Source organism: Phaeobacter inhibens DSM 16374, assembly GCF_000473105.1.
Taxonomy (GTDB): Bacteria; Pseudomonadota; Alphaproteobacteria; order Rhodobacterales; family Rhodobacteraceae; genus Phaeobacter; species Phaeobacter inhibens.
Genome location: NZ_KI421498.1, coordinates 442187 through 456653, shown reverse-complemented (window position 1 = coordinate 456653; position 14467 = coordinate 442187). Strand labels below are relative to the sequence as shown.

The window sequence follows — 14467 nt, the reverse complement described above, 5'->3', positions numbered from 1 at the left end:
AAAATCCGGGCAGGCTGTGACTGCGGCGCGGAGGCGTCGGACTTTCGTGCGGTGACCGCACCAATGGGGGCTTTGATTCTCAAATCGGATTGCGTAACGATTCGACCATGCGTCTGATCCCCGATTTCCTGCGACCGAACTACGCCCAGAAACTCTCTCTGCTGGCCACCTTGCCGCTGATTGTCGCCGGGGCGGCCATTGCGGTTCTGGTCGCCATACAGTCCCGCGCGCTTGCCGAACGGGAAATCAAGGCGCTGGAACAGCAGCTGTTGCAGGCCAAGAAGGCCGAACTGCGCAATTATGTGACCCAGGCCCGCAACGGGTTCTCGCATATCTACGGGCTGGCCGCGCCCGATGACGAAGAGGCCAAAGAAAAAGTAACCCAGATCCTCAGCGCGATGATCTATGACCGGGACGGGTTCTTCTTTGTCTATGATTACGACGGCACCAATCTGGTTAGCCCACGGCAAACTGAATATATCAACAAGAATTGGCGCGGTCTGACCGACAGTCGCGGCACGCCCGTGGTGGATGAATTCATTCACCTGGCCCGTCAGGGGGCCGGCTGGCACACTTTCATGTGGGAAAAGCCCTCTACCGGCGAAGAGGCGCAGATGGTGGCCTATGTACTAGGGCTACAGGACTGGCGGTGGGCGATCGGAACCGGGGTGTTTATTGACGATGTGCTGGCCTCTGTCGCGGCCTCCCGCGCCGAGGTGGAGACCCGAATTCGCCGCACCTTCTATTATATCGGCGGCATCACGCTCTTTGCGCTGGGTCTGGTCTTTGCCTCCGGCATGGTGCTGAACATTCGCGAACGCCGATTGGCCGATGCCAAGCTGAAAGAACTGACCCAACGGGTCTTTGACGCCCAGGAAGAGGAGCGCGGCCGCGTCGCGCGCGAACTGCACGACGGGATCAGCCAGCTTCTGGTCGGGGTGCGCTACGCTCTGGACAATGCCCGCAGGCGACTGTCACGCGGCGACTTCGACCACGTCGATGCCCCGTTGAACAAGGGGATTTCGCATCTGGGTACTGCCATCACCGAGGTCCGCCGCATCAGCCGCGACCTGCGCCCCGGTGTGCTGGATGATCTGGGTCTGGGACCGGCGCTGAAGGCGCTGACCGATGATTTTGCCACCCGCACCGGCATTGAAACGCGGTTCAGCACCGTGGTGTTCCGCAACCGTCTGGACGCGGATGCCAAGATCGCGCTCTACCGTATTGCGCAGGAGGCGCTGACCAATATCGAACGCCACGCCGAGGCCACCGAGGTCAGTATGGACCTGCGTGGCCATGCCCGCGGTGCTACCATGCGGATCACCGATAATGGCCGCGGCCTCCCACCAGTGCAGGACCGCGGTGGGCCGGGTATCGGGCTGCGCAATATGCAGGAACGGATCGAACAGCTTGACGGAACCCTCAGGATTTTGTCATCACGGGGCATGCAAAGTGGCACGGTGATTGAGGTTCTGCTGCCGCTGAGCCATCTTCTGCCGCCCGGAGACGCGGCAAACGCGACCTCCAAACGGGTGTCCTGAGCCAAACCGCGCCCTGCCGATCTGCCATCGCAGCATAGGGCAACAGGAACCGCGCAAGCCACATGAGGGGCGATCATGCCAAACACCATTCGCGTTCTGATCGTAGACGATCACCCAATGGTCGCCGAGGGCATTCAGTCCATCCTCGAAAGCTATGACGACATCGAAGTGGTGGGCATTCCCAGCAATGGCGAAGAGGCCGTGACCGAGGCCCGCGCGCTGAAACCGGATGTGATCCTGATGGATCTGAACATGCCGAAACTGGGCGGGCTGAGCGCGACAGAAATCATCCTGGAACAATCCCCCGCCACCCGTATCCTTATTCTGTCGATGCATGACAGTCCGGAATATATCTCCAGCGCGCTGGCCCATGGCGCCATGGGTTATGTGCTGAAAGATGTCCCGACCGAAGAGATCCGTCAGGCCATCGACACCGTGATGCGCGGCGAGACCTATCTCTGCACCGGTGCCGAAGGCTCGCTGAAACCCAAGGATGATCCTGACCGTGAGGCGCTCACAGGGCGCGAGCAGACCATCCTGCTGGAGCTGGCTCAGGGCAAATCCAATAAGGATGTGGCGCTGGTGCTGGATATTTCTGTGCGCACCGTGGAAACCCATCGCAAGAACATCAAACGCAAGCTTGGCATCTCTTCCACTGCAGGGCTGACACGCTATGCGCTGGAACATGGTGTGTTGCAGGGCACCGGTCACAGTTTCTGACCCGCCCGCCGGTTATGTCGCATAAAGGCTCCTCGTAACACTGCAGTGCAGCAGAAATATCGAAAACTTAGGTCCACAGCCGGACATATCGTCGGCGAAAGACGCCTGACATCAATCAAAACACTGGGGCTGGCCTGCCCTGAATTGGGAAATCAGGACCGAAATGGCACGATTCACACCGCCCAAAACCGTAATAATGTCGCCACACTGCACATTCGCGCAATAAAATGTCCCAAACTGGGGTGTTTTCGGTTCATTTCCCTGTTGACGCCCCCCGCCACCGGTCCTAAGGTCCGCTTCAACGCTAAAGGAGCCAAGACGATGAAAATCCTAGTCGTAGTCGTAGGAACCACGCGCATGGGCCGGTAACGGTACACCATAATCGAACCCATGCGCCTCCGACCAGAAATCGGGGGCTTTTTTTATGCGAAACAGAACGATGCCGCCAATTGGAGCTAAAGCAGATGAAACGTGAGATGACCGGCGCAAAAATGGTTGTTCAGGCCCTGAAGGATCAGGGGGTGGACACGGTCTTTGGCTATCCCGGCGGTGCTGTTCTGCCGATTTATGACGAGATCTTTTTGCAGAATGATATCCGGCACATTCTGGTGCGCCACGAACAGGGCGCGGTGCACGCCGCCGAGGGTTATGCCCGCTCCACCGGCAAGCCCGGTGTTGTGCTGGTAACCTCTGGCCCCGGTGCCACCAATGCGGTGACCGGCCTCACAGACGCCTTGCTCGACTCCATTCCGCTGGTGGTTCTGACCGGCCAGGTGCCGACCTTCATGATCGGCTCCGACGCCTTTCAGGAGGCAGACACCGTGGGCATCACCCGCCCCTGTACCAAACACAACTGGCTGGTGAAGGACACCGAGAAGCTGGCAGGTACCCTGCATGAGGCCTTTCACGTGGCCACTGCCGGCCGCCCCGGTCCTGTACTGATCGACATCCCTAAGGATGTGCAGTTTGCCACCGGCACCTATCAGGGTCCCAAACCCGCCGCGTCGCATTACCAGCCGCCAGTAAAGGGCGATCTGGAGGCCATCACCGAGCTGGTCGCCGCGATGGAAACCGCCAAGCGCCCGGTGTTCTACACCGGCGGCGGCGTCATCAACTCCGGCCCCGGCGCCAGCCAGCTGCTGCGCGAACTCGCCGAAGCGACGGGCATTCCGGTGACCTCGACCCTGATGGGTCTCGGCGCCTATCCGGCCTCCGGCAAGAATTGGCTGGGGATGCTGGGCATGCACGGGTTGTATGAGGCCAATATGGCGATGCATGATTGCGATCTGATGATCAATATCGGCGCGCGGTTTGATGACCGCATCACCGGCCGTCTTGATGCCTTCAGCCCGAATTCAACCAAGGCGCATATTGATATCGATCCCTCGTCGATCAACAAGGTGATCCGCGTGGATATCCCGATTGTCGGCGACATCGGCCATGTGCTTGAAGATGTTCTGAAGGTTTGGAAAAGCCGCGGCCGCAAGGTGGACAGCGCCGCCATTGCCAAATGGCAGGAACAGATCACTGAGTGGCGCGATATCCGCTGCCTCGCCTACACCGGCTCTGAAACCACCATCAAACCGCAATACGCTCTCGAACGGCTTGAGGCCCTGACGAAGGACCGCAATCGCTATATCACCACCGAAGTAGGCCAGCATCAGATGTGGGCGGCGCAATACCTCGGCTTTGAGGACCCCAACCGTTGGATGACCTCCGGTGGTCTTGGCACTATGGGCTACGGCACGCCAGCTTCTATTGGGGTGCAGGTGGCACACCCGGACGCGCTGGTGATCAACGTCGCGGGCGAAGCGTCCTGGTTGATGAACATGCAGGAGATGGGCACTGCCGTGCAATACCGCCTGCCGGTGAAACAGTTCATCCTGAACAATGAACGCCTGGGCATGGTGCGCCAGTGGCAGGAACTGCTGCACGGCGAGCGCTACAGCCATTCCTGGTCCGAAGCGCTGCCCGATTTCGTGAAACTCGCCGAGGCTTTCGGGGCCAAGGGCATCATCTGCAAGGATCCCAAGGACCTGGACGACGCAATCATGGAGATGCTCGACTACGACGGGCCGGTGATCTTTGACTGTCTGGTGGAAAAGCACGAAAACTGCTTCCCGATGATCCCCTCGGGCAAGGCACATAACGAGATGCTGCTGGGCGAAGCCGAAACCCAAGGCGTCATCCAGTCTGGCGGCGCGGTGCTGGTTTAACCCAGGCTATGAACAGATTCTGCGGGGCGTTATCGCCCTGCCCCGGAATTTAGGAAAGGGACTTAAATGTCTGCCCTACACATCAAAAAAGGCTCCACCAGCCACTCCGCCTATAACCTACGTCCGAATTTTTCGGATGTTCAGGAACGCCACACCATCACCATTCTGGTGGAAAACGAACCCGGGGTTCTGGCCCGCGTCATCGGTTTGTTCTCCGGTCGCGGCTACAATATCGATAGCCTCACTGTGGCCGAGGTCGACCACACCGGCCATCTGTCGCGCATCACCATTGTCACCACCGGGACCCCGCAGGTGATTGAGCAGATCAAGGCGCAGCTGGGTCGGATCGTGTCCGTACATGAGGTCACCGATCTCACCGTGGCAGGTCCCTTTGTCGAGCGTGAATTGGCCATCGTGAAAGTGGTCGGCGAGGGCGAAAAACGCGTCGAGGCGATGCGTCTGGCCGAGATTTTCCGCGCGAAAGTGGTTGATACCACGCTCAACAGTTTCATTTTCGAACTGACCGGCGCACCGGACAAGATTGACGCCTTTGCGGAGATGATGCGGCCCTTGGGGCTGACCAAAATCGCCCGCACCGGTGTCGCAGCGCTGCTGCGCGGCAACTGATCAGATCCGTTGAAATACCAGATAGGGGTTGCGTCCGCGCGGCCCCTTTTTGCTGGACAAACCTAGGTACTGACGGCACCTGACCCAAGGCCTCATAATGGCTTGCAGCGCCCGTGCGTCCCGAGCGTTAGCCGCTGCGCCGCTTTGCCTGCGCGCGGGCCTCTCTTGCCTTCTTATCCGGAAAAGAGACCACTGTCGCACCGCCGGTTGGGCGGGGATCCGACACATCGTGGAGGCTATTCTGCGACGGCCCATACTCCTGCCGCTCCGCCTCCTCAGCGGTGGGATATAGCGGATCGCGGCGCGCATCTTCCCAAGACATGACAGTTGCATTGGACCGGGACTTCGGCGGGTACAGATTGGCCTCATGCTCTGCCCGGACCAGTTTGGCGGCCAACTCCGGGCTCTGGCTTTCCTCGATGAGGCGCAGATCGCAGGCCAACCGCAGTGCGCCTTTCGTCTCGACCTGAAATGCCACACAATCCCCCTTGCTGAGCACTACCGGCTCATCCAGAGAGGTCCAGCGATAGTAGACCAGATCCCCGTGATCTTCACACCAGATCACAGCCTGCCGTAGGTCGTAGTCGGTCCACAGAACGACACCAATCATATCATACCTCACATTGGACCCGACCCATTCTGAGATAAATCATGCTGGAGGAACACCAAAAACATCTGAAAAAACCTGTACCAATTTGTGTCGTTTTGCGCAGAATTGATGCTATGTAGCGTCAGCTTCGCGACTATTATCTACAAATGGGATATGCCTTCCCTTGGGTAATCGCAAGATCTGGTATTAACCCCACTTACCAACATAGAGGAGACCTTCGTGAGCCAGCCCAGCCAGCCCGACCGCTCCCCTGCCGAGCTGCGCAATATGTTTGGTGCCAACCTGCGGCAACTGGCCAGGGATTACCCATCGATATCAGAACTGTCGCGGCGTCTGGGCATCAACCGCACGCAGTTCAACCGATACCTGACCGGTGAGAGCTTTCCACGGCCCGATGTTCTGGACAGGATCTGCAATTTCTTTGATGTGGATGCCCGCATCCTGCTGGACCCGGTCGCGCAGCTCTCCTGCAAGGGACAAATCCTGCAGGGACCCTTTCTGAACGATTTTCTGGGTCCCGGCGTCACCAATATGACCGAAGCGTTTTTTCCGTCCGGCCTTTACCAGTTTCTACGCCGCAGCTTCGTGCGAACGGATCGCTACATTCTGGGGCTGGTGCGGGTGTTTCGCAGCGAAGGTATCACCTATATCCGCGGCTACGAGGCAAAATCCGCCATGCGCTATCAGGGACTGCCAGCCGATGCGAAATCCCGTGAATTTCGTGGCTACGCCTCGGCCTATGATGATGGGGTCGCCTTCACGTTGGCGCGGCGCGGCGGGCGCACCTCATCCTTCAACTATCTGGCCAACGTGCCTGCGATGGAGGCCAATGTCTGGGCCGGCTATGTCGCACGCACCAGTCGCGAAAGCGAGACCGCAGATCGCGTCACGCGTATGGTCTATGAATATCTGGGGCAGAACCACGGTGTCATCCTGCGCACGGCGCGACGGGCAGGATTTGTCGAACAACACGAACTCAGCCCCTTTCAACAGCGGTTGCTGGGTGTCGGCACCCGGTTCAGATAGGAGAGGCAGCGCCGCTCCTCAGGTCCGTGCCGCGATCAGCCGGTAGACATGCCAGCTGGCGTGGCCCAGCAGCGGCAGCACCAGCAGCAAACCCAGAAACCCCGGGAGCATCGCCACGAATGTTGCCGCAGCAATGCCAGCCGCCCAGAGGATCATCAGCACAAAATTGCTCTGCACATAGGAAAAACTGGTGATCATTGCAGTGACAAAATCCACCTCGCGATCCAGCAAAAGCGGCAGCGACAGCACTGTAATCATATAAAGGAGCAGTGCAAAAATCGCACCAACGGTACTGCCCACAGCCAGCATGATCACCCCGTTCGCGGTCAGGAACACCTCCGGCGAGCTGGAGATATTGGTCATTGTGGAATGTCCCAGAAACAGCGCAAAAATCATGTGTCCGAGGAAGAACCAGAACAGGAATACGATGATGATAATGGCGCAGATCGACGGTAGCTGACGACGACTTTGCTGCCAGACCACCCCCAATATGGCGCCAAACCCCAGCGCTTCCCCCCGCTCCAGTCGATGCGACACCTCATAAAGCCCGACCGCCGCAAACGGCCCGATCAGCGGAAACCCGATCGCCGCCAGCACCAGCCAGAAGGTGGTGCCAGTCGCCACGGTGATCCAGGCCATGATCCATCCCGCCAGCACATAAACGCTGGCGAAAAACAACCCGTAGCCCGGTTTGGCACGAAAATCCTCCCAGCCGTGCCGCAACGCCTGTCCCAGCGTTGCCAGCGTCATCGGCTGCAAATCGGGCACTCCAAAGGCTTTTTCTTCCATGCGGGGTCTCCTGATGCGGCTGTTCAGCGGGCGGCAGTTGTTGATGGCGTTTGCGGCGGGCGACGCTCTGGCCAACGGGTTGCGCAGTGATACTGCTTTCCCAACGTCAGCAATTCCCGGTCCCGCCCATGTGCCGCAAAAATCTGTATCCCCATCGGCAGACCGGCCGGGCCAAACCCAGCGGGGGCAGCCAGACAGGGCACCCCAATAAGGCTGACAGGTGTCACCACCTCCATCCAGCGATGATAGCTGTCCATTGCGGTTTCCCCGATCACCTGCGGGTAATCGAGCGCAATGTCGAACGGCCAGCATTGTGCGGTCGGCAATACCAGTGCGTCATATTGCGAGAACAGGCGTGCCGCGACCCGCTGCCAGTCCGAGCGCAGGTCCGACGCCGCCTGTATTTCCTGCCCGCTCAGGGCGAGCCCACGCTGAAGCTCCCATTGGGCACTGTCTTTCAGCTGCTGCATCTGCCCACCAAAAACCCGGAGACCCGAAGCCACGGAGAACGAGCGCAGCGTGCTCCAGCTTTGCCAGATCCGCTCCGCGGCGAAGGGCGGCGCCAGCGTCTCAACCTGATGACCCAGAGTGCGCAGGGTCTCCAGCGCCGTTTCGCAGGTCTCCAGGATACCTGACTCCATCGGATAGGCCCCACCCCAATCCGCCAGCCAGCCAATGCGCATCGGGCGCGCCTCCGGCAAAGGCGAGACACGACGCCCTGCCCCGGCAGTGGCCGCAAGCGGCTGGCGTGGATCCGATCCTGACATCACATCCAGTAGCAACGCCAGATCTTCCGGGCAGCGCGCCATCGGACCATTGGTCGAGAGCGGATGCAGAAACAGATCACCCCGCGGCTCCCCCGGCACCCGCCCCCAGCTGGGCCGGAAGCCGTAGACATTGCACCACCCCGCAGGGTTGCGCAGAGATCCCATCATGTCGGAGCCATCGGCCAGCGCCACCATCCCTGTCGCCAGCGCCACCGCCGCGCCACCTGACGAGCCACCGCAGCTGCGACTGTGGTCATAGGGGTTCGCCGTGGCCCCATGGACAGGATTGAACGTATGCGAGCCAAGCCCGAATTCCGGGGTGTTGGTCTTGCCGATAAACAGAGCCCCCGCCGCCCGCAGCCGCGCCACCATCAGGTCATCCTGCTGTGGGACAAAATCCGCCAGCAAAGGCGAGCCTTGGGTGGAGCGCACGCCTGCCACATTGGCCAGATCCTTGATCGCCATCGGCAGCCCATGCAGCGGCCCCCGCGTCGTCGATCGGTCTGCCGCCGCGGCCTCCGCCAGCAGCACCTCGCGGTCCCGCAGCGCCACGATTGCGTTGAGGCTGGGATTTAGCGCATCAATGCGCGCCAGCGTCTCCTCCATCAGCGCAACTGCCGTGCGCCGACCGGCAGAAATAGCCTGCAGGGTCTCGCGGGCGCTGGGTGTGGTCTCACTCATCGAAAGGCGCTCCTGGATAGCCGTTAGCCGCAGCCTAGCCGGGCCAAAACACAAAGAAAACCCGCTTGCCGGGGCAAACGGGTCTCGATGAATTCAACCAGTAGGTCTGGCGCTTGCGAAACCGGGCCAGCGCGGTGGCGCGATCAGTCGCCCTGCGCTTCCGAGCGGCTCTTGCCCGCCACATTCAGTGCCAGTGTAGCCGCCATGAAGCCGTCCAGATCACCATCAAGCACCCCCTTGGTATCCGAGGTCTCATGGCTGGTGCGCAAATCCTTTACCATCTGATAGGGCTGCAACACATAAGACCGGATCTGGTTGCCCCAACCGGCATCGCCTTTCGCCTCATGGGCGGCGTTGATGTCCGCGTTCCGGCGGTCCAGCTCCAGCTGATACAGTCGCGATTTCAGCGCTTTCATGGCGATATCGCGGTTCTGGTGCTGCGACTTCTCGGAGGAGGTCACCACAATCCCGGTGGGTTCATGGGTGATCCGCACCGCCGAGTCGGTGGTGTTGACGTGCTGGCCGCCCGCGCCCGATGAACGATAGGTATCGATGCGGATGTCCGAGGGGTTCACGTCGATTTCGATATTGTCATCCACGACCGGGTAGACCCAGACCGAACTGAACGAGGTGTGGCGCTTGGCCGCTGAATCGTAAGGCGAAATTCGCACCAGACGATGGACGCCGCTTTCGGACTTCAGCCAGCCATAGGCGTTGTGGCCGGAAATCTTGTAGGCTGCGGATTTGATACCCGCCTCTTCGCCCGCGCTTTCGGACTGCAGTTCGACTTTGTAGCCTTTCTTCTCTGCCCAGCGGACATACATCCGCGCCAGCATCGACGCCCAGTCACAGCTCTCGGTGCCCCCGGCCCCGGCGTTAATTTCGAGAAAGGTGTCGTTGCTGTCGGCCTCACCATCCAGAAGCGCTTCCAGCTCCTTCTCGGCGGCTTTTTCTTTCAACGTTTTCAAGGCTGCTTCGGCGTCGGAAATGACCTCGGCATCCTCTTCCATCTCTCCCAGTTCGATCAGCTCCATATTGTCGCTGAGATCCTGTTTGATGGACTTGTAGGTGTCGATGGCGTCCACCAGCATCTGCCGGTCGCGCATCAGGGCCTGCGCCGCATCGGCGTCGTCCCACAGGTTGGGATCCTCAACGCGGGCGTTGAACTCTTCCAGGCGGAACTCGGCGGTTTCCCAATCCAGACGCTGTGCCAAAAGCTCCAGCGACTTTTCGATATCGGCCACGATGTTCTGAGTTTCGGCGCGCATGGCAATCCCTTGAAATCACGTATCAGGCCTGCGTGATAAACCACCCGCGCTCTGCGGGCAAGCCGGGGCGGCAGAGCGCGGCGCGATTGGCGCGCCACGCCACCGCACGGCATAAACGGGCGGGGTCATGATTTCCACGCCCCGCCCCTCAGATAAGTCCGCTCACCTTAGCAGGCGTCAATAAAGCCCGCCGGAACTGATGGTGCCAAACGTGGCCTTTGGTCCCAGAACAGCAGTGCCGCCATCCGATGTAGTCACACGGCGCGCCGACTGCGCGGCCTCCTCAAACAGCGGCAGGTTTGACCCCATCGCAAAGCCACCGTCAAACGCCAGACCAAAGATCGGCTCGGCGCCATCGCGGAAATACTCTGCCACCACATTGCCACCCGAGGCCGCATCGGCAAGGCGTGCGCCGGTATAGCGGTCGATCTTGATGAAATGACCGCCCTCCGGGACGGCGAATTTACCCCCACCGTATTTTGCAGTCGCTTTCTGCATGAACTGCTGAAACACCGGGCCGCACATTGTGCCGCCGTAGGCACCACGCCCCATCGGACGCGGCTGGTCAAAGCCCATGTAGCACCCCGCCACAATATTTGAGGTAAAGCCGACAAACCACACATCGCGCGAGTCGTTGGTCGTCCCGGTTTTGCCCGCAGTGGGCACCGGCAGGTTGATCACGCTTGAGGCGGTGCCGCGATCGACCACCCCCCGCATCATTGAGGTCAGCTGATAAGCCGTGATCGGATCCATGACCTGCTCGCGGTTGTCCACGATCCGGGGCGCCTGTCCCGCCGCCAGCGCGGGCGAGGCACAGTCAACGCAGTCGCGGTCATCATGGCGATAGATGGTTTCGCCCCGGCGGTCCTGAATCCGGTCCACCAGCGTCGGCTGCACCCGTTCACCGCCATTGGCAAACATCGCATAGGCCGCCACCATCTTATACAGCGTGGTTTCCTCCGCCCCGAGTGAGTTGGCCAGAAACGCCCCCATATTGTCATATACACCAAAGCGTTCGGCATAGCCTGCGACCACTTCCATTCCGACTTCCTGTGCCAGACGAATGGTCATCAGGTTCCGGCTCATCTCGATCCCGGTGCGCAGCGGCGTTGGGCCGTAAAATTTATTGGTAGAGTTTTTCGGACGCCACAACCCCTGCGGCGTGTTGATCTCAATCGGCGCATCCACGACGATTGTGGCGGGGCTATAGCCGCTGTCCAGCGCTGCCGCGTAGACAAAGGGTTTGAAGCTGGACCCCGGCTGGCGCTGCGCCTGTGTGGCGCGGTTGAACACCGAATGCTGATAGGAGAACCCACCCTGCATGGCCAGAACGCGGCCTGTATTCACATCCATCGCGACAAAGCCACCCTGGACCTCGGGCACCTGACGCAGCGACCAATGTTGCAGTGCGCCGTCCTTCTCGACCGCCCGGACCAGTACCACATCACCAGCGGAAATATTGTCCTTGAAGCTGCCTTTCATCCATTTGATATCCGAGCGCGGGACCGATCCGATCTCAGCCACCTCTTCGATCCCCACACGCAGGCTCTGGTCGCCGACCTCCAGCGCCACCGCCGGATGCCACTTGCCGCCCAGATTGATGTCACGGGGCACCGAAGCGTTGCTCAACGCCGCACGCCAGCTCTCTTCCGAGGCCAGCGCCTCCGCATCAAGGGTCACACCGGTGCCGCGCCAGTTCCCGCGCGACCGGTCGTATTTCTCAAGCCCTCCGCGCAGGGCGACGGCGGCTTCGGTCTGCATTTCCTCGTCGATGGTGGCACGCACAGTAAAACCACCGGTGAAGAATTCCCCTTCACCAAAGTCTTCGGACAGCTGGCGGCGGATTTCATCGGTGAAGTAATCCCGCGGCGGCAGCGCAGTGCGGAAACTGTCGAAATCACCATTCTGGACCGAGCGCAGCGGCTGATCGACCTCGACCTTGTAAACCGCATCTGAGATATAGCCGTTTTCGCGCATTTCACGCAGCACGTAGTTGCGGCGGTTCAGCAAGCGCTGTTTCTGACGCACCGGATGGTAGTCGGAGGGCGCTTTGGGCATGGATGCCAGCGTCGCGGCCTCATGCGGAGTCAGTTCGCTCAGCGTCTTGTTGAAATAAGTCTGCGCCGCAGCTGTCACCCCATAGGAGTTCTGCCCCAGAAAGATCTCGTTCATGTAGAGCTCTAGGATCTTGTCTTTGCTCAGCGTTTCCTCAAGCCGGGAGGCGAGGATCAGTTCCTTGACCTTACGCTCTGCCTTGCGGTCGCCGGACAGAAGAAAGTTCTTCATCACCTGCTGGGTGATGGTGGAGGCGCCGCGCACGTTTGATCCTCGCGACCGAACCGCCTCAACCGCAGCAGCGGCGATGCCGCGCATGTCATAGCCCTTGTGGCTGTAGAAGTTTTTGTCTTCAGCCGAAATGAAGGCCTGTTTCACCAGATCGGGAATTTCTTCCGACGGGGTGAACAGGCGGCGTTCCTGGGCAAATTCGTCAATCAGCGCCCCTTCGCCGGAGTAGATCCGGCTGATGGTCGGCGGCTGATACTGCGCCAGGGATTCGTGGCTGGGCAGATCCCGGCCATAGATCCAGAACACCGCACCAATGGTCAGGGCAATCATTGCGATGCCCAGCGTGATGGTGCTGAAGATGGAACCAAAGAACGATAGAATAAATCTGACCACTGTAGAGCCTTTCTCGCGCAGTGCCGCCTATATAGGTGCAGCGGCGCGTGGGGTCAAAACGGGAAACGGCATATTGATGCCGCCGACCCGGAGAAAACAGGGGGAAAGCATGGATGGCTGTCCCCGGATAACAAACCTCACATCCGCCTCATTGGTTCCGCTCTCACGCAGCGGACCGACATCGACAGACGGACTCGCCTTTGGCAACAACCAACCATCGGAGGTTATTGACGCACCAGCGGGCGGGTCTCCTCATCCGCGATGCGCCACGACAACAGCCCGTTCAGAATGCCCCGTGCCGTGCGCTCGCGCCATTCCGGGTCCATCAGATTGGCAAGATCACGGGGGCTGGACAGGAAACCAACTTCCACCAGAGCCGATGGGATATCGGCAGATTTTAGCACAGAAAACCCGGCTTCGCGCAGCGGTCGGCGGTTCATTGCCCCGCCCTGGCTCTTCAGCCCCTTTACCAACGCCCGCGCCAGCGCCTGACTGCGGGGATGAGTCTCTACCCGCGCCAGATCCAGCAGCACATCCGTCACCCGGTCATCGGCCTGGCTCAGATCGGTGCCCGCCAGCAGGTCGCCCCGCACCTGCCGCTCCACCAGCGTCGCAGATGCCGCATCAGAGGCATCATCAGACAGCGTATACACCGTGGTGCCATGGGCACGTCCCTCCGACAGGCTGTCAGCATGCAGCGACAGGAACAGATCCGCCTTGGCCTGATGCGCCAGCGCAATCCGCCGCTCAAGCGAGACAAAATAATCGTCATCCCGCGTCAGCTGCACATTGAACTGCCCAGAGCGAACCAGCATCTCCCCCAGCTCAATGGCGAATTGCAGCATCAGATCCTTTTCCTGCACCAGCCCTCCCTGAAGGAAGGCTTCCGCCCCCGGATCAATGCCGCCGTGGCCCGGATCAATGACGATCAGCAGAGGGGCCAGCGAATCCTTCGCTTCGCGCGCGATCATCGGGGTGGGCGCGGGCAGATCCCAGCGGGCATCGCGTGGCGCGCCGGTCGTAGCGGCAAACTCCTCGGCCGTGGTCTCGCGCAACGCCATCGACAGTCGGGCCGCCGCCGTCACCGGATCGATATCCATCGCTGCCGTCTCAATCTGCATCGGCTGCGCCAGCGCCAGCACCAGCCGCGACCACCCCGGCACATAGGTTCCGAATTGCGCAGCGGTAATGCCATCTTCCGTGACCAGTGCCTGAGCACTCAGCCCACTCCAGTCGACCTCCTGAAAGTCCAGCACCACACGCGGCGGCGCGGCCAGCGTGAACAGCCGATACGGCACGCCCTGGCTTAGCCCCAAGGTGATATCCGTCCCGGAGCGACGGTCCTCCGCCCGGGTTTCCTGCGGCTCGATCCGCGCGAGGCCACTAAACCCCTGTGGCACCTGTGAGATCACTTGCGGTGTTGGCGTGCCGACCGCCTCGGCGGCATCCTGCGCCGCCAGCGGTGCCGCCATCAAGACCGGCAGCAGCGCCGCAAGGACCATTGTTTTTCTGCTCATGGCTATTGTTCTGCCCATTGTGCTGT

Annotated in this window: 11 protein-coding genes; 5 read left to right on the top strand and 6 right to left on the bottom strand. The window is 60.5% G+C overall.

Annotation, left to right across the window (positions count from 1 at the left end):
- The first annotated feature begins 107 nt into the window (after positions 1–107).
- From INHI_RS0105800 to ilvN, 4 genes are all read left to right on the top strand, one after another.
- Complete coding sequence (locus tag INHI_RS0105800) at positions 108–1541, top strand: cache domain-containing protein (protein ID WP_027247043.1); 1434 nt, start codon at positions 108–110, stop codon at positions 1539–1541.
- A gap of 75 nt (positions 1542–1616) precedes the next feature.
- The gene (locus INHI_RS0105795) at positions 1617–2261 is read left to right on the top strand and encodes a response regulator transcription factor (RefSeq protein ID WP_027247042.1); all 645 of its coding nucleotides are present in this window, start codon (positions 1617–1619) and stop codon (positions 2259–2261) included.
- A gap of 464 nt (positions 2262–2725) precedes the next feature.
- Complete coding sequence (locus INHI_RS0105790) at positions 2726–4477, top strand: acetolactate synthase 3 large subunit (protein ID WP_014875023.1); 1752 nt, start codon at positions 2726–2728, stop codon at positions 4475–4477.
- 66 nt (positions 4478–4543) lie between these two features.
- Positions 4544–5104 carry an acetolactate synthase small subunit gene (gene ilvN / locus INHI_RS0105785; RefSeq protein ID WP_014875024.1) on the top strand — a complete coding sequence of 187 codons (561 nt, stop codon included), beginning with the start codon at positions 4544–4546 and terminating at the stop codon, positions 5102–5104.
- 127 nt (positions 5105–5231) lie between these two features.
- On the opposite strand, the gene INHI_RS0105780 is transcribed toward ilvN, so the two are convergent.
- Entirely contained in the window at positions 5232–5714 is a 483-nt protein-coding gene (locus INHI_RS0105780) for a hypothetical protein (RefSeq protein WP_014880357.1), read from the bottom strand.
- Positions 5715–5933: 219 nt separating this feature from the next.
- Here INHI_RS0105780 and INHI_RS0105775 point away from each other — a divergent pair, with 219 nt between their 5' ends.
- The gene (locus tag INHI_RS0105775; protein WP_014880358.1) at positions 5934–6740 is read left to right on the top strand and encodes a helix-turn-helix domain-containing protein; all 807 of its coding nucleotides are present in this window, start codon (positions 5934–5936) and stop codon (positions 6738–6740) included.
- A gap of 18 nt (positions 6741–6758) precedes the next feature.
- Here the strand turns inward: INHI_RS0105775 and INHI_RS0105770 are convergent, their stop codons facing one another.
- The 5 genes from INHI_RS0105770 to INHI_RS0105750 all read right to left on the bottom strand — a co-directional run bounded on the left by INHI_RS0105770 (position 6759) and on the right by INHI_RS0105750 (position 14459).
- Positions 6759–7529: a DUF2189 domain-containing protein gene (locus tag INHI_RS0105770; RefSeq protein WP_027247041.1), complete on the bottom strand. Its 771-nt coding sequence runs from the start codon at positions 7527–7529 to the stop codon at positions 6759–6761.
- 23 nt (positions 7530–7552) lie between these two features.
- Positions 7553–8977 (bottom strand): amidase, encoded by a 1425-nt coding sequence (locus tag INHI_RS0105765; RefSeq protein WP_027247040.1) that lies wholly within the window; start codon positions 8975–8977, stop codon positions 7553–7555.
- A gap of 143 nt (positions 8978–9120) precedes the next feature.
- Entirely contained in the window at positions 9121–10245 is a 1125-nt protein-coding gene (gene prfB / locus INHI_RS0105760) for a peptide chain release factor 2 (RefSeq protein WP_014875029.1), read from the bottom strand.
- A gap of 177 nt (positions 10246–10422) precedes the next feature.
- Positions 10423–12924 carry a penicillin-binding protein 1A gene (locus INHI_RS0105755; RefSeq protein ID WP_027247039.1) on the bottom strand — a complete coding sequence of 834 codons (2502 nt, stop codon included), beginning with the start codon at positions 12922–12924 and terminating at the stop codon, positions 10423–10425.
- A gap of 224 nt (positions 12925–13148) precedes the next feature.
- A complete protein-coding gene (locus INHI_RS0105750) occupies positions 13149–14459 on the bottom strand; it encodes an N-acetylmuramoyl-L-alanine amidase (protein ID WP_027247038.1) in 1311 nt (436 codons plus the stop codon).
- Positions 14460–14467 lie beyond the last annotated feature (8 nt).

What these genes read in the sequence shown, in the direction of transcription:
- INHI_RS0105800 (WP_027247043.1), top strand. Translation starts at nt 108, where the DNA reads ATGCGTCTGATCCCCGATTTCCTGCGACCGAACTACGCCCAGAAACTC.
- INHI_RS0105795 (WP_027247042.1), top strand. Translation starts at nt 1,617, where the DNA reads ATGCCAAACACCATTCGCGTTCTGATCGTAGACGATCACCCAATGGTC.
- INHI_RS0105790 (WP_014875023.1), top strand. Translation starts at nt 2,726, where the DNA reads ATGAAACGTGAGATGACCGGCGCAAAAATGGTTGTTCAGGCCCTGAAG.
- ilvN (WP_014875024.1), top strand. Translation starts at nt 4,544, where the DNA reads ATGTCTGCCCTACACATCAAAAAAGGCTCCACCAGCCACTCCGCCTAT.
- INHI_RS0105780 (WP_014880357.1), bottom strand. Translation starts at nt 5,714, where the DNA reads ATGATTGGTGTCGTTCTGTGGACCGACTACGACCTACGGCAGGCTGTG.
- INHI_RS0105770 (WP_027247041.1), bottom strand. Translation starts at nt 7,529, where the DNA reads ATGGAAGAAAAAGCCTTTGGAGTGCCCGATTTGCAGCCGATGACGCTG.
- INHI_RS0105765 (WP_027247040.1), bottom strand. Translation starts at nt 8,977, where the DNA reads ATGAGTGAGACCACACCCAGCGCCCGCGAGACCCTGCAGGCTATTTCT.
- prfB (WP_014875029.1), bottom strand. Translation starts at nt 10,245, where the DNA reads ATGCGCGCCGAAACTCAGAACATCGTGGCCGATATCGAAAAGTCGCTG.
- INHI_RS0105750 (WP_027247038.1), bottom strand. Translation starts at nt 14,459, where the DNA reads ATGGGCAGAACAATAGCCATGAGCAGAAAAACAATGGTCCTTGCGGCG.